We start from the raw sequence: 22,457 nt of genomic DNA, 5'->3' as shown, positions 1-22,457 counted from the left end.
TACCGCGGCTCCCCGCCCCTCGTCCGTGGGGGATCAGTGGGGGCTACTTCGGGGGCATCAGGACCGAGTCGACGATGTAGACCGTGGCATTGGCGGTCGGGACGTTGCCGCAGACGACCTTCGATGCGTCGTTCACGGTGTACTCGACGCCCGAGCCGGCCGTGGTCAGCTTGCTCTTCTCCAGCGTGTCGAAGGAGCCCTTCTCCAGCTGCTGGGGCGTCAGCTTCTCGCCCACCACGTGGTAGGTGAGGACCTTGGTGAGCTCGGCCTTGTTCGCCAGCAGTGCGTCCAGGTCGGCCTTCGGGATCTTGGCGAAGGCGTCGTTGGTCGGGGCGAACACCGTGATGTTCTCCGCGTTGTTGAGCGTGTCGACCAGGCCTGCCTGCTTGACGGCGGCCACCAGCGTCGACAGCTCCTCGTTGTTCGAGGCGGCCGTGGCGACCGGGTCCTTCGCCATGCCGTCGAACGAGCCCGCGCCTTCCGTCGGCACCGACGAACAGGCCGGGCCGAACGGCTCGTCCATGGTCGCCGAGTCATCGGCCGAGGGGCTCGCCGGCGCGGACGAGCTGGGGGTCGAACCTGCCGCCGAGTCCTTGGAGGAGTCGTCCGACGAGCAGGCGGTCAGGGCGAGCGGCAGCACGGCCGCTGCGGAGACGGCGACGGCTGCGCGGCGGAAGAGGAGCGTGTTCATGGCGTTTCTCCTGGATCGAAGGTCTGGTGCGAAGAGAGAAAGAGAAAAGAAAAGGGGGCGTGGGGCATGCGGCCTGCGGGACCGGCGGGGCGGAAGTGCCCCGGCCGATCGCGCGTCGTTCCGAATCTGCTCTCACACAAGGGGTTCGACGCCGGTCGGCCAGCGGATTGGTCCGGGACCCTCATTCACCCGTTCGGAGTAGATCCGTCGGCCGACCAATCCATCCGGCCACCGGCCACGAATGCCGGGTGAGGAGCGCTCCAGCAGCGCTCCGACCTGTGTGGAAGGACCGGAGGGAGCCGGAATGGCAGGGGAACGACGGCGGACGGCGGTGGTCGGATCCGGAGTGGCGGGACTGACCGCCGCCCACGTTCTCCGGAACGCCCACGAGGTGACGCTGTACGAGGCGGAGGACCGCGTCGGAGGCCACGCCCACACGCATGACCTGATCGCGTCCGACGGCCGGGTGCACCGTGTCGACTCCGGGTTCATCGTGCACAACCGGCGGACCTATCCCCGTCTGCTGCGGCTCTTCGACGAACTGGGCGTCGCCACCCAGGAGTCCGAGATGTCGATGTCCGTACGGTGCGAGGGATGCGGCCTCGAATACGCCGGGGCGCGCGGCCCGGCCGGGCTCTTCGCGCAGCCGCGCTCCGCCGTGCGCGGCCCCTACCTGCGGATGCTCGCCGAGGTGCCGCGCTTCCACCGCGCGGCCCGGGCCCTCCTGGAACTGCCGGAGAGCGGGACGGGCGGGGCGGGCGGGACGGGTGGGACGAGCGAGACGGGCGAGACGGGCGAGACGGGCAGGACGGGCGAGACGGGCAGGACGGGCGGGATGACGCTGGCGGAGTTCGCCCGGCGCGGGCGCTTCTCGCCCTACTTCCACGCCCACTTCCTCACGCCCATGGTCTCCGCCGTCTGGTCCTGCGACCCGGTCACCGCCCTGCGCTACCCGGCCCGCTACCTCTTCCGCTTCCTCGCCCACCACGGCATGCTCGCCGTCGGCGGCTCCCCGGTCTGGCGCACCGTCACCGGCGGCTCGCGCGCCTACGTCGACCTCCTCGTCAAGCAGCTCACCGCCGTGCACAGCTCGACCCCGGTACGCGCCATCACCCGGCACGCGGACGGCGTCGAGATCACCACGGAGGACGGCACGAGAACCCCGTACGACTCCGTCGTCATCGCCACCCACCCCGACCAGGCGCTGCGGCTGCTCACCGACTCCACCGACGCCGAGCGCGACACGCTCGGCGCGTTCCACTACTCCCGCAACCCGACGCTGCTGCACACGGACACCACGCTGCTGCCGCGCGCCCGGGGGGCCAGGGCTTCCTGGAACTACCTGATGCCCTCGTGCGCCGCCGACGCCGACCGCGTCACCGTCAGCTACGACATGAACCGGCTTCAGCGGCTCGACGCGCCCGAGACCTTCGTCGTCACGCTGAACGGCTCCGACCGCGTCGACCCCGCCTCCGTACGCGCCCGCATGGTCTACGAGCACCCCGTCTACACACCCGAGTCCGTCGCCGCGCAGGACCGCCTGCCCGCCCTCTCCGGTCCCGTCACCGCCTACGCGGGGGCGTACCACGGCTGGGGGTTCCACGAGGACGGCTGCCGTTCGGGGGTCGAGGCCGCGGAGGCCCTGGGGGTGAGGTGGTGAACGCCCTCTATCCGTGCACGATCACGCACGTACGGAACCGGCCGACGAGGTACGCGTTCCGGCACCGTACGTATCTGTGGCTCATCGACCTCGACCGGCCGCCCCGGCTGCCCCGCCTCCTGCGACCGCTGGCCCGGTTCGACCCCCGCGACCACTTCGGCGGCACCGCCCCCACCATCCGGGCCGGGCTGGAGCGCTTCCTGCGGGCGCGGGGCGTGGAGCTGGGCGAGGGCACCGTCACCATGCTCACCCAGGCCCGGGTGTTCGGCCACGTCTTCAACCCGATCACCGTCTACTGGTGCCACCGGGCCGACGGGAGCCCCCTCTGCGTCGTCGCCGAGGTGCACAACACGTACGGCGGACGCCACGGCTACCTCCTGCGCCCCGACAAGCATGACCGGGCCGTGGCCGACAAGGAGTTCTACGTCTCGCCGTTCTTCCCCGTGGACGGCGGCTACCGGATGCGGCTGCCCGAGCCCGGGCCCCGGCTCGACCTGAGCATCCACCTGGAGCGCGACGGAGCCCGCCCGTTCACCGCGACCGTCCGGGGCCGGCGTCGGCCCGCCGCCCCCCGGGAGCTGGTGCGGCTCGCCCTGCGCCACCCCCTCTCCACCGTCCTCGTCTCCGCCGCGATCCGCCTGCACGGCATCCGGCTCTATCTGCGCGGGCTCCCCGTGCAGCCCCGTCCCCCGCACCGCCCACAGGAAGGCATGCAGTGACCGCGCCCACCTCCGCGCCGCCGGCAGAGCACACCCCCGGGACCGACCCGCAACGCTGGCCCGACATCGTCGAGCAGCCCCGGGCCTCCCGCGCCCGGACCGCCCTCGCCGAGCGCATCGTCCGCCACGCGCTCGGCCGCCTTCCTCTGCGCGCCCGCCTCGCGGGCCGGGACGCCATAGGCCTCGGCGGGCCGCTCATGGACATCCGCGACCCCGACGCCTTCTTCCGGCGGATCGGCGCGAGCGGACTCATCGGCTTCGGCGAGTCCTACATGGCGGGGGAGTGGGACGCGCCCGACCTGGTCGGCGTGCTGACCGTGCTGGCCGACCACGCCGCCGACCTCGTCCCCCGGCCGCTGCAACGCCTGCGCGGCGTCTGGGCGCTGCGCAGGCCCGCCGCGCAGCTGAACACCCCCGAAGGCTCCCGGGACAACATCAGCCACCACTACGACCTGTCCAACGAGCTGTTCGCCCTCTTCCTCGACGAGACGCTCTCCTACTCCTCCGCCGTCTTCCGCGGCTTCCCCGCCGAACACGACCTGCTGCCCGCCGCCCAGCACCGCAAGATCGACCGGCTGCTGGACGCCGCCGGGGTCACCGAGGGCACCCGCCTCCTGGAGATCGGCACCGGCTGGGGCGAACTGGCCATTCGCGCGGCGGCCCGCGGCGCCCGGGTCGTCACCGTCACCCTCTCCGCCGAACAGCGCGAACTGGCCCGCGCCCGGATCCGCGAGGCCGGGTACGAGGACCGCGTCGAGGTGCGGCTGAGCGACTACCGCCACGTCACCGGCGACTACGACGCGATCGTCAGCGTCGAGATGGTCGAGGCGGTCGGCGAGGAGTTCTGGCCGGTCTACTTCCAGACCCTGGACCGGCTGCTCGCCCCCGGCGGGCGGGTCGCCCTCCAGGCCATCACGATGCCCGATGACCGGCTGCGCGCCAGCCGCTCCACGTACACCTGGATCCACAAGTACATCTTCCCCGGCGGACTGCTGCCCTCCACCGAGGCCGTGGAGCGGATCACCACCGGCCACACCCGCCTGCGCACCACGCAGCGCATCCGCTTCGGCGCGCACTACGCCGAGACGCTCCGGCTGTGGCGGGAGAGGTTCACCGGGCGGGCGGCCGAGGTCGACGCCCTCGGCTTCGACGCCGTCTTCCGCCGGATGTGGACCTTCTACCTCGCCTACTCCGAAGCGGGCTTCCGCTCCGGCTATCTCGATGTGCAGCAGCTGCTTCTGACCCGCGAGGAGACCGCGTGACCACCACCGCACCCCAACCCCCCGCCCGGCGAACCCCGACCGGGGCCGCCCAGCGCGTCGAACCGCTGATCGAGCGGTTCCTCGGCGGCCCGCCGCCGGTCCGGGTACGGATGTGGGACGGCAGCGAGACCGGGCCCAGGGACGCCCCCACCGTCCATGTGCGGACCCGCAGAGCGCTGCGCCGCCTGCTGTGGGAGCCGGGCGAACTCGGCCTCGCCGAGGCCTACATCACCGGCGACATCGACCTCGACACCGATCTCGGCGAAGGGCTGCGCGCCATGCGCCGCGCCGCGCGCGACCGCGGCCTGACCGCGCCCGCGCCCGCCCTCGCCGACCGGCTCAGGGCGGCGGGCCTCGCCCTGCGGCTCGGCGCGGTCGGCCCCCGGCCACCGGTGCCCGCCGCCCGCGCCGGACTGCGCGGGGCCCTGCACAGCAAGGCCCGGGACCGGGCGGCGATCAGCCACCACTACGACCTGTCCAACGCCTTCTACACGCTGCTCCTCGACGAGACGATGGCGTACTCCTGCGGCTACTGGACCAGCGAGGCGCCCGGCTACGGCCCGGCCGACGCGCAGCGTGACAAGCTGGAGCTGATCTGCCGCAAGCTCGGACTGCGCCCCGGCGCCCGGCTGCTGGACATCGGCTGCGGCTGGGGTTCGCTGACCCTGTACGCGGCGGAGCGCCACGGTGTCCGCGTCACCGCCGTCACCCTCGCCGCCGAACAGGCCGCGTACGTACGGGAGCAGGTCACCGCACGTGGCCTCGGCGAGCTCGTCGAGGTGCTGAACATCGACTACCGGGACATCGCGGGGCGGCCGGAGACCCGGGGCGCGTACGACGCCGTGTCCACGATCGAGATGGGCGAGCACGTCGGGGACGCCGAGTACCCGGCGTTCACCGCGATCCTGCACGACGTGCTGCGGCCGAAGGGCCGGGCCCTGGTCCAGCAGATGTCCCGGGGGACGACCGCGCCGGGCGGCGGCGCGTTCATCGAGTCGTACATCGCCCCGGACATGCACATGCGGCCGCTCGGTGAGACCGTCGCCCTGCTGGAGGGCGCCGGTCTTGAGGTGCGTGACGTCGAATCGCTGCGCGAGCACTACGTGTGGACGGTGGAGGCCTGGCGGCGCACCCTGGAGGAGCGCTGGGCACAGTTCGTCGCGCTGGTGGGGGAGGAGACCGCGCGGGTGTGGCGGCTCTACCTCGTCGGCGGCGCGCTCGCGTTCGAGGAACGCCGGATGGGCGTCGACCAGATCCTCTCCGTACGGCCCGACCCGGTCGGCTCCGCCGCGATGCCGCCCACCCGGCGCGACTGGTACGCGCCGGGTGCCCCGGAGGTGAGCCCGTGAGCGGCTTCGGCTGGTCCGCGTTCGCGAGCGGGCTCGCGGGCGCGGCCATCGCCGCGCTCGGCGTCATGCTCGTCACCTTCGCCGTCGCCCTGAAGAAGGGCGTGCACCGGATCGTCGACGTCGCCTGGGGCATCGGGTTCGCCGTCGTCGCCCTGGTCTCCTACGGCCTGTCGGCGGGCGACGGCGACGACGGCCGCCGGCTCCTGGTCACGGCGCTGACCGTGGTCTGGGGGCTGCGCCTCGCCGTCCACATCGGCCGGCGCGGACGGGGCCACGGAGAGGATCCGCGCTACGAGAAGATGCTGGCCAAGGCTCCCGGCAACCCGAATCTCTACGCCCTGCGCAAGGTGTATCTCCTCCAGGGGGCGCTGGTCTGGCTGGTCTCGCTCCCGGTGCAGGCCGCGCAGTACCTCACCGCGCCGCTCGCCTGGTGGGCCTGGTCGGGGGCGCTCCTGTGGGCGGTCGGTCTGGCCTTCGAGGCGATCGGCGACGCGCAGCTCGCCCGGTTCAAGGCCGACCCCGCCAACAGGGGGAAGATCATGGACCGGGGGCTGTGGTCCTGGACCCGCCACCCGAACTACTTCGGCGACTTCTGCGTCTGGTGGGGCCTCTTCCTCTTCGTCTGCCAGGCCCCCGCCGCCGCTGCCGTCACCGTCGTCGCCCCGCTGGTGATGAGCTTCCTGCTGACCAAGGGCAGCGGCGCGGCCCTGCTGGAGCGTCATATGGCCGACCGGCCCGGGTTCGACGCCTACGTGGCGCGGACGAGCGGCTTCTTCCCCCGGCCGCCGCGCCGGGCCTGAGCACATCGAGGAGGGCCCCGTTCCGCGGGCCTGCGGAACGGGGCCCTCCTCGTGCGTCGTGCCGTCGTCCGGTCAGTCCAGGCCCCGGGCGCGTTCGAAGCGGGCCCGGGCCTCGGCCAGGTCCACCACCGGGTCCGGGTAGTCCAGGCCCGCAATGTCCAGGCCCTGAAGCTTCCAGGGCTCGTGGATCGCGGCCCCCTCCAGCTCCGCCAGCTCCGGCACCCAGCGCCGTACGTAGGCGCCGCGCGGATCGAAGCGCTTGCCCTGGATCACCGGGTTGAGCACGCGGTTGGGCCGGGTGTCCGTGCCGGTGCCCGCCACCCACTGCCAGTTGAGCTGGTTGTTCGCCAGGTCGCCGTCGACCAGCAGGTCCAGGAAGTGCCGGGCGCCCACCCGCCAGTCCACGTACAGCGTCTTGGTGAGGAAACTCGCGGCCAGCATCCGGCCCCGGTTGTGCATCCAGCCCTCGTGCGCGAGCTGCCGCATCGCCGCGTCCACCAGCGGATAGCCCGTACGCCCGGACTTCCAGGCGTCGATCTCGTCCTCGTCGGAGCGCCAGCGGTCGTGGCGCGGCCGGTAGTCGGACCAGGAGGCGTCCGGCCGGTCCGCGAGGACCTGGTGGTGGAAGTCGCGCCAGGCCAGTTGCCGTACGAACGCCTCGCCGCCGGGCCCGCCCTTCTCCCGGGCACGGTGGACCAGTTCGGCGGCGGAGACCGTACCGAAGTGCAGATGCGGGGAGAGCCGGGACGTCGCGTCGCCGGCCAGGTCGTCGTGGCCGTCCGCGTAGTCGGCCATCGGCCCGTTCAGCCAGGCTGTCACCAGCTTGCGGCCCGCCTCCTCGCCGCCCCGGGCGAGGCCGGGGGAGAGGTTCTCGACGGTGTCCCGGTCCGGGAGCGGGTCGCTCGCCACACCGTCCGGCACCCGCACCGTGCGGGGAGCGGTCAGTGTGCCCCGTACTCCCTCCGCCTCCCAACGGCGGAAGTACGGGGTGAACACCGCGAAGTGGTCCTTGCCGCCCGTCGGGACCACCCGGCCCGGCGCGAGCGCGGTGACCACCGCGTCGTGGACGCGCAGCTCGCCGCCGGTGCCCGCCAGGGCCTCCCGGATCCGTTGCTCGCGCCGCGTCGCGTACCGGCTGACCCCGGCGGCGACGTGCACGGCGGCCGCCCCGGTCTCCTCGGCCACCCGCCTCACCGCCTCGGCCACCTCGCCCCGGCGGACGACCAGCCGGCCGCCCCGGTGGCGGAGTCCGGCGTCCAGGGCGGCCAGGCAGTCGGCGAGGAAGGCCAGCCGGTTGGGCGCGTCGAACCCGGCGCGGTGGACGGCGTCGTCCCGGACGAACAGCGGGACGACCTCGTCCGCGTCCCGCAGGGCGGCACGCAGCACCGGGTTGTCGTGCAGCCGCAGATCGGAGGTGAACAGCACCACCGCGACACTCATGGAACAAACGCTCCCTTGCATGGTTCGTGGGTGAGTGGGCAGGTGAGCGGTCAGGCCGTCGGGAAGTTCATCAACGCCACCGGGGACGACGTCGGTTCGTCGGAGCCTCCGGCGGGCTCGACCGTGATGCCCATCCCGGACGCCCGGTCCACCGGCCCGTCCAGCAGGACCGCGTCGTCGCTCGCCTTCGGGTCCATCAGGCCGGCCGAGCGCATCGTGCCCTCGTCGTTGAACCAGAGCTGGTAGACCTTGCCGCTCGGCGGCCGGTCCATCCCCGAGGCCAGGAACACGGCACGGTTCTGGCTCCGCGAGACGACGACGGTGCCGTGCGCGCCGCCCGTCAGCTCACTCGACGTGGTCTTCGCGTCCGGGGCCGAGAGCACCTGGGCCAGCTGCTCGTTCTGCCGCTGCGCCTGGTTCGCCTCCTGCCGCGCGTCCTGCGCCACCTGGTTCTGCCAGACCGCGACCCCGCCGAACGCGGCGGCCGCGGCGACGCAGGCGGCGAGCGCGTAGGAGTACCACCGGCCGGCGGTGCGTCCGCCCCCGCCGGTCCGTGCCCGTCTGCCGGGCGCCGGAGCCTCCTGGCGTACGGTCGTGATCTCCCGCAGCACGCGGTCGCGCAGCTCGCGCGGCGGGGTCTCGGCGACGGCGAGGCCGAGCCGGGCGGCGGTGGCCGACAGCTCCCGCACCTCCTGGGTGCAGGCCTCGCAGTCCTCCAGGTGCCGCTCGAACGCCTGCCGTTCGGAGTCCGGCAGCGCGTGCAGGGCATAGGCACCGGTCAGCGTGTGCAGTTCGGCCGTACTCATGCGCTCACCCCCAGGCAGTCGCGCAGGCGGATGAGGCCGTCGCGGAGTCGTGTCTTGATGGTGCCCAGCGGCACGGCGAGCAGCTCGGAGACCTCACGGTAGGTCAGGCCCCGGTAGTAGGCCAGGGTCACCGACTCCCGTTGCAGCTCGGACAGGGTGCGCATACAGCGCCGTACCTGTTCCCTCTCCAACCGGGTCTCGACCTGCTCGGACACCTCGTCGAAGGCGGGCGTCCGGTCCAGCAGCGCCGCCTTGTGCTCCCGGGCGGCGGCGGCCTCCGCCGAGCGGACCCGGTCGACTGCCCGGTGGTGGGCCACGGTCAGCACCCAGTTCATCGCGCTGCCCCGGGAGGCCCGGAAACGGGGCGCGGTGCGCCACACCTCCACCAGCACCTCCTGCGCCACCTCCTCCGACTGGGCCGGATCGCGGAGCACGCTGCGCACCAGGCCGAGCACGGGCCCGCTCACCGCGTCGTACACCGAGGCGAACGCGTCCTGGTCGCCCCGCGCGACCCGCACCAGGAGTTCCTGGAGGTCGGGGCCGGGCGAGGGCACCCCACTGATGTGTACGGCTTCCTTCACGCGGGTTTCCTCCCGGGACGATCGTCGCTTCCGGCAGTGATTCGGAGCCGACGGCCGTACGGATTGGTCGGATGCCCGCGATCTTCGCAGACCGGGCCCCGGGAGGACGTGACTCAGCCGGTGGGCGTTTCGCGCCGTCGCAGGCGGACGGCGCGGACGGCGAGGAAGATCGCCAGCCCGAACGGCGACAGCAGGATCGTCAGGACCAGAAGCGGCCCCATCAGCAGGGGCGACAGCCCCAGCTTCCGGCTCTGGAGGTACATCCACTGACCGAGCAGCAGGTCCCAGGCGAGCACCTGTGCCCAGATGGTCCCCGCGCCGCCGGCCAGCGCCGTCAGATCACGGAACGCGTCGAGGTCCGGGCTGCTCACCGCCGTCCAGAGCTCCGGGAACACCGGCACGGCCATGACGACGTAGACGGCGAGCACGGGCAGCACGGTCAGCGGCGAGGCGGCGACGCGCGCGGTGCCGGACCAGGTGGGGGCGAAGATCATCAGCAGCCAGAACGGGGCGGCCAGATAGAACGTGATCTCGAACAGTGCGCCGGTCATGCCACGGGCTCCCTGTCGTCGGCGGTGTTGGAGGAGGGGTGGTCCGGGGCGGCCGTGCGCAGCGCGCTCCACGTTGCGCACGCCACCGCCGCGAGGACGGCTCCGGCGGCGGCCAGCGTGGCACCGTCCGGGTGGATCAGCGGCTGCCCCCGGAGCGCCTGCCAGGTGATGAGCGCGACGAGCGCCGCGTAGCCGGTCACGGCGACCCGCACGAGACGCAGCCGCACCCCGGCGTCGCGCAGCGGGGCGAAGCGGGGTGCGAGGAGCACCAGGACGATCACGAGGAGCGGCAGCAGTTGGAGGGCGTGCATGCCCACGAAGTGCGGGGCCCGCAGATCTCCGCCGGTCGTCGACCAGCCGGTCAGCGGCATGGCAGGGCCGCCGTCCGGTACGCCCACGGAGTGCGCGCCGACGATGTCGGCGGTGTCGAGGTTCCCCGCCGCCCGCTGGCTCTCGCTCGGCAGCGGCATCAGGAAACCGAGGGCCGCACCGGCCAGGGCGATCAGCAGCCCGCCCCGGACGGCCAGGGCCGTCGCCCGGTCGGCGAGGCGGGTGCGCAGCAGCAGGACGGCGATCACCAGGGTGGCCGCCCACAGGACGACGATGGTCACCCCCATCGCGTCCCACAGCACCGCGTCGAACGTGGTCGCGAAATTGAAGTGGCTGCGTCGGCCCCGGACGACCTGCACCGTGATCAGCACCATCTCGGTCAGACTCGTCAGGGCGACGACGTGCCCCGCCCACCGGCCGGCCCGCCGCCCCCGGGTGAGATGGGCCAGCATCCAGGCCAGGGTCAGGCCGTACGCGGCGAAGGACACGGCGAACTTGAACGGCTTCGCCCAGATCGGCGCCCCCACCAGGACCCGGTCGTCGACCACGAGGCCCACGGCGGAAACGAGGGCCATGACGGCCATCGCGGCGGAGAAGACGACTAATGGACGATGCCAGGAACGCCATGACGACATGAGGGACCCCCTGTGTGTTGATGCGGTGAGTATTGGATAGTCGCGCTGTCTGCTATCCGATAGAGGGACTGTCTATGATGAGGGCGGTTTCTGGCAAGGGTGAAAGGGCGAACACACGGTGCGCATCGGTGAATTGAGTCGCAGGTCCGGGGTCCCGGTGCCGACGATCAAGTACTACCTACGGGAAGGGCTGCTGCCCGCAGGGGAGTTGACCAGCCCGAATCAGGCCCACTACGGCCCCGGGCACGAGCGCAGGCTGCGCCTGATCCGGGCGCTCCTGGATGTGGGCGGCCTCTCGCTCGCCGGCATCGGTGAGGTCCTGGCGGTCATGGACGACCCCGAACAGCCGGTGCACAAGGTCCTCGGCATCGCGGCGGACGGCGTCACCCCGGCAGGTGGGGAGGGCGCGGGGCCGGAGCTGGAGGAGGCGCGGGAGGAGGTGGCCGGGCTGCTGTTGCGGCGCGGCTGGCATGCCGACGAGCGGGGTTCCGCCGCCGAGTCCTTGGCGGGGGTGCTGGCCGCGCTGCGCAGGGCTGGGCACGGCGGATACATCGCCCTGCTGGACGTCTACGCGGATGCCGCCGAGCCGCTCGCCCGCGCCGACCTCGACTACGTACAGCGGCGGGTGGCCCGCGAGGACCTGGTCGAGAGCGTCGTCGTGGGCACCGTCCTCGGCGAGGCGATGTTCGGCGCGCTGCGGAGGCTGGCGCACATCGATGTGTCCTACCGGCGCTTCGAGTCCCCGCAGAACCTCTCGGGGCCGGTCGATCGGGAGGACTCCCGCGCCACGGAAGAGGGCGCGGGCGGGGAGTGGGGCGGCGGGGCCGGGGGCGGCGGTGCGGAGCCGGGCCCTGCGGGCTGACCCCGGTGCGGGCCCGGTGTGCGGCCCGGCGGGTGCGTTGCGGTGTGCGTGGGCGGCCCCGGCGCGGCCGCCACGCGTCGGGCCACCCCCGAAGTGCGGGCCCTGTCCGCCGCAGATACGGCGGACAGGGCCCGGTGGTCCGTTCGGCAGGGCCGCCCGGCGCGGGCCCGGCAGATGACCCAGGGGGCGGCCGGCGTCGGGGCGGGTGCTACGGAGCGGTCGTGCCGCTCTCCTGCTCGCGCTCCACCTGCTCGTTCCACTCGCGCTTGACGGCGCGCCAGGCGTCGTCGTTCTGGCCGAGACGCCAGTAACCCGAGATCGACAGCCGCGCCAGGGGGATCTGCCGCTCCACGCGCAGATACCGCCGGATCTCCTTCACGAAGCCCGCCTCCCCGTGCACGAAGGCCTGGATCTCGCCCTCCGGGAAGTCCAGCCCCTTCACGGCGGCGGTCAGCAGCTCGCCGACGGGCCGGTCGCCACGGTGCAGCCAGGTCACGGCCACCCCGTCGGGCGTCACGATCTTCTGCTCCTCGGAGGCGTCCGACACCTCGACGAAGGCGTGTACCAGCGCACCCGACGGCATCTGCTCCAGCGCCGCCGCGATCGCCGGCAGCGCGCTCTCGTCGCCGACCAGCAGGTGCCAGTCCGCCGACGCCTCGGGACCGTAACCGCCGCCGGGGCCGAGGAAGGTCACCTGCTCACCCACCCGGGCCCGCTGCGCCCACGGTCCCGCGAGTCCCGCGTCGCCGTGCACGACGAAGTCGACGGCCATCTCCCGGGCGGCCGGGTCCCACGAGCGCACCGTGTACGTACGGGTGGTGGGCCACAGCTCGCGTGGGTACCGCTCCCGGATCGCGGCCATGTCGAACGGGTGCGCGTAGTCCGCGCCCTCGGGCGCGAAGCACAGCTTGATGTAGTGGTCGGTGAAGCCGGAGAGGGCGAAGTCCGCGAGCCCTTCGCCGCCGAGGACCACCCGCACCATGTGCGGGGTGATCTGCTCGGTGCGCACGACCTGCGCCCCCTGAGCCTTGGGTCCCTGCCGCGCCGGCCGCTCTGCCACGAGGTACTCCCTGATTCGAAAACTTGAGCTTAGGTATGCCTAAGTTAACACCTCAGTGCTGAAGGGTGGTGAGGAGCCGCTGAAGCGCTCCGCCCAGCCCCCACTGCTCCGCCAGCGCCTCCAGGGCGGCGGGGTCGCGCGGCTCGCGGGGCAGCGCCGGGTCGAAGTCGGGCAGGGGGACGTCCCCGGCCACCCGGACCACCTTCGGCGCGACGGCCACATAGGCGCGCGACTCGTCCAGCCGCTTGCGCTGCGAGGGCGTCAGCTTCGCCTTCGGATCGTCCACCGCCGCCATGATCCCGGCGAGATCGCCGTACGCGTCCAGCAGCTTCGCCGCCGTCTTCTCGCCGATGCCGGGGACGCCCGGGAGCCCGTCGCTCGGGTCGCCGCGGAGCAGCGCCAGGTCGACGTAGCCCGCGCCGTCCACGCCGTACTTCTCGCGGAGCCAGGCCTCGTCGGTCACCTGAAGGGTGCCGACGCCCTTGAGCGGGTAGAGCACGCGCACCTGGCGGGCGTCGTCGACCAGCTGATACAGATCGCGGTCGCCGGTGACGATGTCCACCGGCCCGGTCGCCCGCCCCGCGAGGGTGCCGATGACGTCGTCCGCCTCGTACGGCGTGACGCCGACCCGGGCGATCCCGAGCGCCGCCAGCACGTCCTCGATGATCGGGACCTGCGGGGACAGCGTGTCGGGGATCTCCTCCTCGTCCGTCTGCCCGGCGGGCGTCTCCTCGGCGACCCGGTGCGCCTTGTACGTCGGGATCAGGTCGACCCGCCACTGCGGCCGCCAGTCGTTGTCCCAGCAGGCGACCAGATCGTCCGGCCGGTGGTCCTGCACCAGGCGGCCGATGAAGTCGAGGAGGCCGCGCACGGCGTTCACCGGCGTACCGTCCGGCGCGCGCACCGAGTCGGGTACGCCGAAGTAGGCGCGGAAGTAGAGGGAGGCGGTGTCGAGGAGCATCAGGCGTCGCGTCACAGACCCGATGATGCCCCACCGCACCGACAGTCGCTCCGGGTAACCGCTTACTGTCGCTCCGTCGCAGGTCAGTGACGTGGGTCACTGTTGTGTTTGGGCTGTGTAAGCGAGGGCAGGCGCGCCACCGGAGCGAACCACGTCGCATTTTCAACTAGTGCATGTGCCACGCGGACAGAACCCGCACCGCTCCACGGTCTGCCGGAGGGGGTGGCAGACCGTTTTTCGGTTCAACGCGTGAGGTGTATGTGTCCAGGCTGCAAGCCGAACACTTGTACAAAGTCTTCGGAAGACGACCCGATGAGGCCGTGCGGAAGCTCGAGAGCGGCTCCGACCGCGACGAGTTGCGCGCCGAGGGAACGACCGCAGCGGTGATCGACGCCTCGTTCACCGTGGAGCCGGGGCAGATCTTCGTCGTCATGGGGTTGTCCGGCTCGGGCAAGTCCACCCTGCTGCGGATGCTCAACGGTCTGCTCGACCCCACCGCGGGCCGGGTGCTCTTCGACGGCCAGGACCTGACCGCCCTGAGCCCCCGCGAACTGCGGCACGTCCGCTCCACCAAGATCAGCATGGTGTTCCAGCACTTCGCGCTCTTCCCCCACCGGAGCGTCCTGGACAACGCCGCGTACGGCCTGGAGGTCCAGGGCGTGCCGCGCGAGGAACGTGAGGTGCGCGCCACCGAGGCGCTGCGGATGACCGGCCTCGAAGGCTGGGAGAAGTCCTGGCCCGACGAGCTGTCCGGCGGTATGCAGCAGCGCGTGGGCCTCGCCCGCGCGCTGGCCACCGACGCCGACCTGCTGCTCATGGACGAGTCCTTCAGCGCGCTCGACCCGCTGATCCGCCGTGACATGCAGGACCAGCTGCTGGAGCTCCAGAAGCGCCTGAAGAAGACCATCGTCTTCATCACCCACGACCTCAACGAGGCCATGCGCCTGGGCGACCGGATCGCCGTCATGCGCGACGGGGAGATCGTCCAGCTCGGCACCGCCGAGGACATCCTCGTCACCCCGGCCAACGACTACGTCGCCTCCTTCACCCAGGACGTCGACCGCTCGCGGGTCCTCACCGCCGGCGCGATCATGGCCGAGGCCCACACCGTGATGGGCACCATGGCGGCGGACGGCAAGGAACTGCGCACCCCGCAGGACGTGCTGGCCGCGGCCCCCGCCACGGTCCCGGAGTCCACGCCGATCATCGACCTGTTCACGCCCTGCTCGCAGAGCTCGAACCCGGTCGCCGTGACCGACGCCAAGGGCAAGCTCGTCGGCGTCGTCCCCAGCTCCCGGCTGCTCGCCGTCCTCGGTGAGCCGATGACCCCGGCCGAGCCCCCTCGCGACACCGAACCCGCGGCAGCGGACGGCGCGAAGAAGGTGGCCAGTGTTTAGGCTCCCCCTCGGCGAATGGGTCGACTCCGCGGTCGACTGGCTGCAGACCCACCTCGCCTGGCTCTTCGACGCCATCAGCTCCATCGTCAGCGGCATGTTCGACGGCATAGCAGCCGTCCTGTCCGCCCCCGCACCGCTGCTCTTCGCGGGCATCGTCGCCGTCATCGCCTGGTGGCTGCGCGGCCTGCCCGCGGCGCTGCTCACCTTCGTCGGGTTCGCCCTCATCGACTCCGTCGAACTGTGGGACGAAGCGATGGACACCCTCACCCTGGTGCTCGTCGCGACCCTGGTCACCCTGGTCATCGCCGTGCCGCTGGGCATCTGGGCCTCCCGGTCCAGGACGGTCAGCGCGATCACCCGGCCGGTCCTGGACTTCATGCAGACCATGCCCGCCATGGTCTACCTGATCCCCGGCGTCATCTTCTTCGGCGTCGGCGTGGTCCCCGGCATCATCGCCACCATCATCTTCGCCCTGCCCCCGGGCGTCCGGATGACCGAACTCGGCATCCGCCAGGTCGACGGCGAACTCGTCGAGGCGGCCGAGGCCTTCGGCACCACCTCGCGCAACACGCTGCTGCGCGTCCAGCTGCCGCTCGCCCTGCCCACGATCATGGCCGGCATCAACCAGGTCATCATGCTCGGCCTGTCCATGGTCGTCATCGCGGGCATGGTCGGCGGCGGCGGCCTCGGCGGCTCCGTCTACCGCGCCATCGGCAACGTCGACGTCGGCCTCGGTTTCGAGGCGGGCATCTCCATCGTCATCCTCGCCATGTACCTGGACCGGATGACCGGCGCGCTCGGCGCCGAGGTCTCCCCGCTGGGCCGCCGCGCGGTCGCCAAGGCCCAGGCCATGGCCGAGGGCTGGAAGATCTGGACCTACCGTCCGCAGCCCCGTGTCGCGGCCGTCGGCATCGTCGTCCTCGCGCTCGTCGCGGGCAGCATGAGCATGTTCGGCGGCTCGAAGGACGACACCGCCGGCCAGGTCGCGCGGATCGGCGACGGCAAGAAGGTCAGCATCGGCTACATCCCGTGGGACGAGGGCATCGCCTCCACGTTCCTCTGGAAGGAGATGCTGGAGCGGCGCGGCTTCGAGGTCGACGTCAAGCAGTACGAGGCCGGCGCGCTGTACACCGGTATGGCCAACGGGCAGATCGACTTCCAGACCGACTCGTGGCTGCCGGTCACCCACGCCAGCTACTGGGCGAAGTACAAGGACCGCCTGGAGGACCTCGGAGCGTGGTACGCCCCGACCTCGCTGGAGCTCGCCGTCCCCGCGTACATGAAGGACGTCCAGACGATGGACGACCTGAAGGGCCGGGCGTCCGAGTTCAAGGGCCGGATCGTCGGCATCGAGCCGAGCGCCGGCGAGATGGGCCTGCTCAAGGACAAGCTGCTGCCGGGCTACGGCCTGGACAAGGAGTACAAGCTCATCGACGGCTCCACGCCGTCCATGCTGGCCGAGCTGAAGCGCGCGTACGCCAAGAAGGAGCCGATCGTGGTTCCGCTCTGGTCGCCGCACTGGGCGTACAACGAGTACGACCTCACCAAGCTGAAGGACCCCAAGGGTCTCTGGGGCAAGGGCGACGGCGTCCACACCCTGGCGCGCAAGGGCTTCTCCGCCGAGAACCCCGTGGTCAGCAAGTGGCTCAAGGACTTCAAGATGAGCGAGAAGCAGCTCACCAGCCTTGAGGCCGAGATCCAGAAGTCCGGCTCCGGCAAGGAGCAGGAAGCCGTCCGCACCTGGCTGAAGGACAACCCGGGCGTCGCCGACAAGTGGTCCCCGGTCCCGAAGGACGCCAAGGCCGACGGCGGCAAAGACGAGCGTGACCGTGCCGTCGAGGTCGCCTGGTTCCCCTGGGAGGAGGACATCGCCGCCACGTACCTGTGGAAGGCGGTCCTGGAGGAGCGCGGCTACAAGATCAACCTCAAGCAGTTCGAGGTCGGCCCGATGTACGCCGCGATGTCACGCGGCCAGATCGACGTGCAGTTCGACGGCTGGCTGCCGTACACCCAGAAGAATTACTGGGACAAGTACGGCGACAAGCTGACCGACCTCGGCTCCTGGTACGGGCCGACCTCCATCGAGGTCGCCGTCCCCGACTACGTCAAGGACGTCAAGACCCTCGACGACCTCAAGGGCAAGGGCTCCGACTTCAAGGGCCGGATCGTCGGCATCGAGCCCGGCACCGCCACCATGGAGAACCTCAAGAAGAACGTCCTGCCGAGTTACGGCCTGGACAAGGAGTACGAGGTCCTCGACTCCTCCACGCCCGGCATGCTGGCCGAGCTGAAGCGCGCGTACGCCAAGAAGGAGCCCATCGCCGTCCTGCTGTGGACCCCGCACTGGGCGTACAACGAGTACGGCATGACCAAGCTGAAGGACCCGAAGAAGGCGTTCGGTGAGGGCGACCGCCTGCACACCATCGCCTCCAAGGAGTTCCCGAAGCAGTACCCGCAGCTGACGAAGTGGTTCAAGGACTTCAAGCTCACCGAGAAGCAGCTCGGTGGCCTGGAGAACGAGATCCAGAAGCGCGGCGTGGGTCACGAGGAGGAAGCCGTGAAGGCCTGGATGGACGACAACCCGGGCATCGCGGACACCATGGCGCCCCAGTAAGGGCCCACGGGCACGAAAGCAGCAGGTCGTGAGGGGTGGTCCCCGCCTTCGGGCGGGGCCACCCCTTCCGGCTGCCCGGGGGCGTTTACCGGACGTCGTGCGCAACCATGTGCGTAAGGTGCTGGCAACCGGGAGGATGGCGGAGGCGGGAGGGAGCCGGGACATGGACGACAAGGACACACCGCGGGTGGGCGCCGCCGTCCGCCGACGGCGCAGAACCCTGGGACTCACGCTGGCCGCGGTCGCCGCGCGCAGCGGCCTCTCCGTGCCCTTCCTCAGCCAGATCGAGAACGAGCGCGCCCGCCCCAGCGCCCGCTCCCTGGACCGGGTCGCCGAGGCGCTGGAGACCACCACCAAGAAGCTTCACGCCGCCGCCGACTCCGCGCGCGCCGTCGACGTCGTCCGGGCCGAAGGGGTCGAGGGGGGCGAGGGCGTACGCCGCCTGGTGCGCGGCCGGCACCAGCTCAGCGCCCTGGAGTTCACCGGCGAACCGGACCTCGGCCGTGAGTTCCAGCACCGCAACGACGAACTGATGTACGTCGTCGCGGGCGCCGTGGACGTCGAGGCCGAGGGCCAGGTCCACCGCCTGGAGCACGGCGACACCCTGTTCCTCTCCGGCGGGGTCCGCCACCGCTGGCGCGCCACCGTGCCCGGCACCCGGCTGCTGGTCGTCGCGGTGGCCGAACACATCGACGCCACGTTCGACTCGCGCCGCTGAGCCCGTACGCCGTCCGTACGGTGCTTAGCCTGTACGCCGTCCGTACGGTGCCGAGCCCGTACGGGTCCGTACGGGGCCGTCCGTACGGGGAGAATCCGCCCCTCCTCCAGCGAAAGGCCCGTCCGTGCGTGTCGTCTCCCTGGTCCCCTCGCTCACCGAGGCCGTCGCCCACACCGCACCCGGGCTGCTCGTCGGGGTCACCGACTGGTGCACGCACCCCGCGGATCTCACCGCCGCCCGCGTCGGCGGCACGAAGAACCCGGACGTGGCCGCGATCGCCGCCCTCGCCCCCGACCTCGTGATCGCCAACGAGGAGGAGAACCGGGCCCCCGACCTCGAAGCGCTCCGGACGGCCGGACTCGACGTCCTGGTCACCGAGGTCCGCACCCTGGATCAGGCACTCGCCGAACTGCACCGGGTCCTCGTCGACGGCTGCGGGCTGGCCCGGCCCCGCTGGCTGGACGAGGCGGAGGCCGCCTGGGCCGCGCTGCCCGTGCCCTCCGGAAGCCCGCGCCCCGCCGCCGTACCGATCTGGCGGAGGCCCTGGATGGTTCTCGGCCACGACACCTTCGCCGGCGACCTCCTCGCCCGCCTCGGCATCCGCAACGTGTACGCCGACCACGCCGAGCGCTACCCGCGCATCCCGCTCGACGAGCTGAACGCCTCCGGGGCCGAGCTGATCGTGCTGCCCGACGAGCCCTACCGCTTCACCGCGGACGACGGGCCCGAGGCCTTCCCCGCCCTGCCCGCCGCACTCGTCGACGGGCGGCTGCTCACGTGGTACGGGCCGTCGCTGGCCGAGGCGGCACGGGCGCTGCCGTCAGCGCTCCGCTGAGCACCCCGAGCGCCGTCCGCGTCCCGGCCGCCGCCCAGGCCGCCACCAGGAGGACGTACAGCCCCACCGCCAGCCAGGTCAGCGCGTCGAGCCCCGTGTGCCGCGCCAGACCGGCCGCGCCCGTCACACACGTGCCGACGGGGAAGGTGAACGCCCACCACGTCATCGCGAACCCCATGCCGTTCCGGGCGGCCCGCACCACCATCGCGGTCGCCAGGGCCAGCCACAGCAGCGCGAAGCCCATCACCGGCACCCCGTACAGCACGGCGAACGCGCCGAACGCGGAGGCGTAGGGGGCCCCGACCGCCCCCGGGGCGACGGCGGCCAGTTGGTTGACGGCGGTCGTCGACTGTCCGAGCGGGCCCAGCACCAGAAAGAGCGTCGGGGTCAGCGCGAGCGGCAGCGGACCGTGGTGGACCAGCCGGGAGAAGACCAGCGGCAGTACGACCAGCGTGGCCAGCAGCGACAGGCCGAACATCGCGTAGCAGGCCAGCAACAGCGCCTCGCGCCCCTGTCCGGCGGCGACGTGCGGCACCAGCAGTGCGCCCTGCGAGGCCGACACCATCGGGGCGACCAGCGGCAGCAGCCACACCGGCGACGCGGTTCCGGGCGCGGGGCGGTGGCGTACGACCATCAGATACGGCACCACGACAGCGGCTACCAGGCCGATCGCCGTACCCGCCACGAACAGCACCACGTCCACCGCGAGCGCGGCCCGCGCCCCCACCACGTCCTGGCCCACCGTCAGCGTGGCCCCGCCGACGGCCAGCAACGCCATCGACAGACAGCCGTAGAACGGGGCGACGGCCGGGTCCAGCAGATGGGCGCGGGCCTGGTCGCGGTGGCGGAGCCAGTGCCCGGCACGGGCGGCGAGGACGGCCAGCAGCAGCACGGCCGACAGCGCCCACACCACGGTGCACGCGGCCCGCAGCCCGGGAACGTCCCCCGGAAGCATCGCGCCGGCGCTCGCGACGATCGCGGTGCCCATGACACTCGCGTACCAGTTGGGGCCGATGTGCCGGAGGGACGGCAGCCGCGTCGCGTCCCCGGGCGCCTTGGCCGGGCGGGTCGGAAGCGCGGCGGGCGGCGACGGTGCGGCGGTCCGGGTCACCGGAAAGATGGTCATGCCACGATTCTTCGCGGCGGGGCCCCCGCCCACCAGGGACCCCGCGCCTATGAGGTCATAAGCTGGCTTTATGACCGGCGACGACGCACACGCACCCCACGTTTCCCTCTCCCACCGGGTCCCCGACCTCGGGGCGCTGCAACTGCTGCTCGCCGTCGCCCGGCACGGCAGCCTCGGACGGGCCGCACGGGACGTCGGCATCACCCAGCCCGCCGCCTCCAGCCGCGTCCGGTCCATGGAACGCCAGCTCGGCGTCGCCCTCCTGGACCGCTCCCCACGCGGCTCCCGGCTCACCGACGCGGGCGCCCTGGTCACCGACTGGGCACGCCGGGTCGTCGAGGCGGCGGAGGCCTTCGACGCCGGCGCCCAGGCGCTGCGCGACCGCCGCGACTCCCGGCTGCGGGTCGCCGCCAGCATGACGATCGCCGAGTACCTGCTGCCGGGCTGGCTGATCGCGCTGCGCGGCGAGCGGCCGGACACCGCGGTCTCGCTCCTCGTCGGCAACTCGGCGGCCGTCGCCCGCCGCCTGGTCACCGGCGAGGCCGACCTCGGCTTCGTCGAGGGCCTGTCGATACCGGAGGGCCTCGACGGCACCGTCATCGCCCACGACCGCCTCGTCGTCGTGGTCGCCCCCAGCCACCCCTGGGCCCGCCGCCGCACCCCACTGCTGCCCGGCGAACTCGCCGCCACCCCGCTGATCCTGCGCGAACACGGCTCCGGCACCCGCCAGGTCCTGGACGCGGCGCTCGCCGTGCACGGCGGACTGGCCCAGCCCCTGCTGGAGCTCTCCTCGACCACGGCGGTCAAGGGCGCGGCGGAGAGCGGCGCGGGCCCCTGCGTCCTGAGCGAACTGGCCCTGGGCGAGGAGTTGTCGTCCCGACGCCTCGTCAAGGTCCCCATCGCGGGCGTACGGCTGCGACGCCAACTGCGCGCGGTCTGGCCCGGGGGCCACCGCCCCACCGGCCCCGCCCGCGACCTGCTGTCCCTGACCGGCCGCGACGCCTGACCCCGCGAACCCTCCGAACCCCGGCCGCCGTGTCGGAGCCGGACCCTAGAGTGGGGGCATGAGCTACGCGACGCCGCCCGGCTGGTATCCGGACACGGGCGCACCCGGCTTCGAGCGCTGGTGGGACGGGACGGCCTGGACCGCGCACACCCGCCGGTCCGACGCTGCCCACGCCGCACCGGGACAGCCGCCCGCACCCGCGGCGTTCGGCCCGCCGTCGCCTCCGCTCCCGCAGCGGCGCGGCCCCCGGGACGAGGCCGGCGGCGGCCCCCGGACGAAGGTCCTGGCGATCACGCTCTCCGGGGTGCTGGTCCTGGGCGCGGCCGTCGCCGGGGCCGTGCTGCTCGGGCGCGACGAGGGCGGTAACCCCGCGGCTCCGACGACGACCGCCTCGCCCCAGGCCCCCGTCACCGCCCCCACGGCCACCGCCTCCTCCGCCGAGCCGGCCCAGGACTCCGACTCGGACGAGGACCCCACTGTCCTCGTCGACCAGCTCAACGGGGTCACCCTGCCGGTGCCCGAGGGCTGGGAGAAGCCGGAGAGCACTTCCGACGACGCCGCCACCATCCGCACCGAGCAGTCCTACGACTGCCCCGGAGGCGCGGCGTTCTGCTACCACGGCACGGTCACCACCCGCACCGCCCGGGGCGGCGAGACCGACGTCAGAGCCCTGGCCGAGGCCGACATCGTCACCGCGGCCGACAAGGCCTACGAGGAGGACAGCCTCGGCCGGCGCACCCACGGCGGCATCACGTCCCACAAGGTGCTCAAGACGCAGGAGCTGACCGTCGCCGGCCGCACCGGCTACCTGGTGCGCTGGCAGGTCACCACCGGCAAGGGGCCCGGCGGGTACGTGCAGTCCCTGGTCTTCCCCTCCTCGGTCGGCGCCGGGACACCGGTGATCGTCCGGTTCGCCTTCGACGCCGGGGCACCCGGCCTGCCGCTGTCCCTGATGGACACCATCACCCGGGGCATCCGCCCGCTCGGCGACAGCGCGACGAGCGGTGGAGTGGGCGCGTCCATCGGCCCGTGAAGCCCGCATCGCGCGTGAAGC

At 72.4% G+C, this 22,457-nt stretch carries 21 protein-coding genes; 12 read left to right on the top strand and 9 right to left on the bottom strand.

Annotation, left to right across the window (positions count from 1 at the left end):
* Positions 1–43: 43 nt before the first annotated feature.
* On the bottom strand, positions 44–691 hold the full coding sequence (locus D581_RS0122795; protein WP_018959510.1) for a fasciclin domain-containing protein: 648 nt from the start codon (positions 689–691) through the stop codon (positions 44–46).
* 304 nt (positions 692–995) lie between these two features.
* Here D581_RS0122795 and D581_RS0122790 point away from each other — a divergent pair, with 304 nt between their 5' ends.
* Genes D581_RS0122790 through D581_RS0122770 form a run of 5 tightly spaced genes read left to right on the top strand, consistent with a single transcriptional unit; the run spans position 996 to position 6,481 of the window.
* Entirely contained in the window at positions 996–2,351 is a 1,356-nt protein-coding gene (locus D581_RS0122790) for an FAD-dependent oxidoreductase (RefSeq protein WP_026290803.1), read from the top strand.
* The gene (locus tag D581_RS0122785; RefSeq protein ID WP_026290802.1) at positions 2,348–3,070 is read left to right on the top strand and encodes a DUF1365 domain-containing protein; all 723 of its coding nucleotides are present in this window, start codon (positions 2,348–2,350) and stop codon (positions 3,068–3,070) included. The genes D581_RS0122790 and D581_RS0122785 overlap by 4 nt, the downstream gene beginning before the upstream one ends.
* Positions 3,067–4,332, top strand: coding sequence for a class I SAM-dependent methyltransferase (locus D581_RS0122780; RefSeq protein WP_018959507.1), 1,266 nt, complete (start codon positions 3,067–3,069; stop codon positions 4,330–4,332). Before D581_RS0122785 ends, D581_RS0122780 begins: the two co-directional genes overlap by 4 nt.
* Entirely contained in the window at positions 4,329–5,681 is a 1,353-nt protein-coding gene (locus D581_RS0122775) for an SAM-dependent methyltransferase (protein ID WP_018959506.1), read from the top strand. The genes D581_RS0122780 and D581_RS0122775 overlap by 4 nt, the downstream gene beginning before the upstream one ends.
* Positions 5,678–6,481, top strand: coding sequence for a DUF1295 domain-containing protein (locus D581_RS0122770; RefSeq protein WP_018959505.1), 804 nt, complete (start codon positions 5,678–5,680; stop codon positions 6,479–6,481). Before D581_RS0122775 ends, D581_RS0122770 begins: the two co-directional genes overlap by 4 nt.
* Before the next feature lie 72 nt (positions 6,482–6,553).
* On the opposite strand, the gene D581_RS0122765 is transcribed toward D581_RS0122770, so the two are convergent.
* From D581_RS0122765 to D581_RS0122745, 5 genes are all read right to left on the bottom strand, one after another.
* On the bottom strand, positions 6,554–7,921 hold the full coding sequence (locus D581_RS0122765) for a cryptochrome/photolyase family protein (RefSeq protein WP_018959504.1): 1,368 nt from the start codon (positions 7,919–7,921) through the stop codon (positions 6,554–6,556).
* Between the two features lie 50 nt (positions 7,922–7,971).
* A complete protein-coding gene (locus tag D581_RS0122760) occupies positions 7,972–8,727 on the bottom strand; it encodes an anti-sigma factor (protein ID WP_018959503.1) in 756 nt (251 codons plus the stop codon).
* Positions 8,724–9,308, bottom strand: coding sequence for a sigma-70 family RNA polymerase sigma factor (locus D581_RS0122755; RefSeq protein ID WP_018959502.1), 585 nt, complete (start codon positions 9,306–9,308; stop codon positions 8,724–8,726). Before D581_RS0122755 ends, D581_RS0122760 begins: the two co-directional genes overlap by 4 nt.
* A gap of 113 nt (positions 9,309–9,421) precedes the next feature.
* Positions 9,422–9,859, bottom strand: a complete 438-nt coding sequence (locus tag D581_RS0122750) for an ABA4-like family protein (RefSeq protein WP_018959501.1) — start codon at positions 9,857–9,859, stop codon at positions 9,422–9,424.
* A complete protein-coding gene (locus tag D581_RS0122745; RefSeq protein WP_486585873.1) occupies positions 9,856–10,773 on the bottom strand; it encodes a hypothetical protein in 918 nt (305 codons plus the stop codon). The genes D581_RS0122750 and D581_RS0122745 overlap by 4 nt, the downstream gene beginning before the upstream one ends.
* Before the next feature lie 208 nt (positions 10,774–10,981).
* Between D581_RS0122745 and D581_RS0122740 the strand changes: the two genes are divergently transcribed.
* A complete protein-coding gene (locus tag D581_RS0122740) occupies positions 10,982–11,686 on the top strand; it encodes a MerR family transcriptional regulator (protein ID WP_018959499.1) in 705 nt (234 codons plus the stop codon).
* A 208-nt stretch (positions 11,687–11,894) separates the two neighbouring features.
* Here the strand turns inward: D581_RS0122740 and D581_RS0122735 are convergent, their stop codons facing one another.
* Together D581_RS0122735 and D581_RS0122730 are read right to left on the bottom strand one after the other, a co-directional pair.
* The gene (locus tag D581_RS0122735) at positions 11,895–12,746 is read right to left on the bottom strand and encodes a siderophore-interacting protein (protein ID WP_018959498.1); all 852 of its coding nucleotides are present in this window, start codon (positions 12,744–12,746) and stop codon (positions 11,895–11,897) included.
* Between the two features lie 52 nt (positions 12,747–12,798).
* On the bottom strand, positions 12,799–13,707 hold the full coding sequence (locus tag D581_RS0122730; protein ID WP_018959497.1) for a 5'-3' exonuclease: 909 nt from the start codon (positions 13,705–13,707) through the stop codon (positions 12,799–12,801).
* 320 nt (positions 13,708–14,027) lie between these two features.
* Here D581_RS0122730 and D581_RS0122725 point away from each other — a divergent pair, with 320 nt between their 5' ends.
* From D581_RS0122725 to D581_RS0122710, 4 genes are all read left to right on the top strand, one after another.
* Complete coding sequence (locus D581_RS0122725) at positions 14,028–15,104, top strand: betaine/proline/choline family ABC transporter ATP-binding protein (protein WP_018959496.1); 1,077 nt, start codon at positions 14,028–14,030, stop codon at positions 15,102–15,104.
* Entirely contained in the window at positions 15,097–17,718 is a 2,622-nt protein-coding gene (locus tag D581_RS0122720; RefSeq protein WP_018959495.1) for an ABC transporter permease/substrate binding protein, read from the top strand. Before D581_RS0122725 ends, D581_RS0122720 begins: the two co-directional genes overlap by 8 nt.
* 163 nt (positions 17,719–17,881) lie before the next feature.
* Positions 17,882–18,436 (top strand): helix-turn-helix domain-containing protein, encoded by a 555-nt coding sequence (locus D581_RS0122715; protein ID WP_018959494.1) that lies wholly within the window; start codon positions 17,882–17,884, stop codon positions 18,434–18,436.
* Between the two features lie 124 nt (positions 18,437–18,560).
* Positions 18,561–19,271, top strand: coding sequence for a helical backbone metal receptor (locus tag D581_RS0122710; RefSeq protein WP_018959493.1), 711 nt, complete (start codon positions 18,561–18,563; stop codon positions 19,269–19,271).
* On the opposite strand, the gene D581_RS0122705 is transcribed toward D581_RS0122710, so the two are convergent.
* The gene (locus tag D581_RS0122705) at positions 19,210–20,397 is read right to left on the bottom strand and encodes a TDT family transporter (RefSeq protein WP_018959492.1); all 1,188 of its coding nucleotides are present in this window, start codon (positions 20,395–20,397) and stop codon (positions 19,210–19,212) included. The two genes, D581_RS0122710 and D581_RS0122705, sit on opposite strands and share 62 nt — an antisense overlap.
* 70 nt (positions 20,398–20,467) lie before the next feature.
* Between D581_RS0122705 and D581_RS0122700 the strand changes: the two genes are divergently transcribed.
* Together D581_RS0122700 and D581_RS0122695 are read left to right on the top strand one after the other, a co-directional pair.
* On the top strand, positions 20,468–21,403 hold the full coding sequence (locus D581_RS0122700; protein ID WP_018959491.1) for a LysR family transcriptional regulator: 936 nt from the start codon (positions 20,468–20,470) through the stop codon (positions 21,401–21,403).
* A 58-nt stretch (positions 21,404–21,461) separates the two neighbouring features.
* A complete protein-coding gene (locus D581_RS0122695) occupies positions 21,462–22,436 on the top strand; it encodes a DUF2510 domain-containing protein (RefSeq protein ID WP_018959490.1) in 975 nt (324 codons plus the stop codon).
* Positions 22,437–22,457 lie beyond the last annotated feature (21 nt).

The sequence above is a fragment of the Streptomyces sp. CNB091 genome, from assembly GCF_000377965.1.
The sequence above is the reverse complement of the archived record's forward strand: the minus strand, read 5'-3'. Positions and strand labels throughout refer to the sequence as shown.

Excerpts from the sequence above, each read along its gene's own strand:
- D581_RS0122795 (WP_018959510.1), bottom strand. The coding sequence starts at position 691 with ATGAACACGCTCCTCTTCCGCCGCGCAGCCGTCGCCGTCTCCGCAGCG.
- D581_RS0122790 (WP_026290803.1), top strand. The coding sequence starts at position 996 with ATGGCAGGGGAACGACGGCGGACGGCGGTGGTCGGATCCGGAGTGGCG.
- D581_RS0122765 (WP_018959504.1), bottom strand. The coding sequence starts at position 7,921 with ATGAGTGTCGCGGTGGTGCTGTTCACCTCCGATCTGCGGCTGCACGAC.
- D581_RS0122760 (WP_018959503.1), bottom strand. The coding sequence starts at position 8,727 with ATGAGTACGGCCGAACTGCACACGCTGACCGGTGCCTATGCCCTGCAC.
- D581_RS0122750 (WP_018959501.1), bottom strand. The coding sequence starts at position 9,859 with ATGACCGGCGCACTGTTCGAGATCACGTTCTATCTGGCCGCCCCGTTC.
- D581_RS0122745 (WP_486585873.1), bottom strand. The coding sequence starts at position 10,773 with ATGGCCGTCATGGCCCTCGTTTCCGCCGTGGGCCTCGTGGTCGACGAC.
- D581_RS0122730 (WP_018959497.1), bottom strand. The coding sequence starts at position 13,707 with ATGCTCCTCGACACCGCCTCCCTCTACTTCCGCGCCTACTTCGGCGTA.
- D581_RS0122715 (WP_018959494.1), top strand. The coding sequence starts at position 17,882 with ATGGACGACAAGGACACACCGCGGGTGGGCGCCGCCGTCCGCCGACGG.
- D581_RS0122705 (WP_018959492.1), bottom strand. The coding sequence starts at position 20,397 with ATGACCATCTTTCCGGTGACCCGGACCGCCGCACCGTCGCCGCCCGCC.
- D581_RS0122700 (WP_018959491.1), top strand. The coding sequence starts at position 20,468 with ATGACCGGCGACGACGCACACGCACCCCACGTTTCCCTCTCCCACCGG.
- D581_RS0122695 (WP_018959490.1), top strand. The coding sequence starts at position 21,462 with ATGAGCTACGCGACGCCGCCCGGCTGGTATCCGGACACGGGCGCACCC.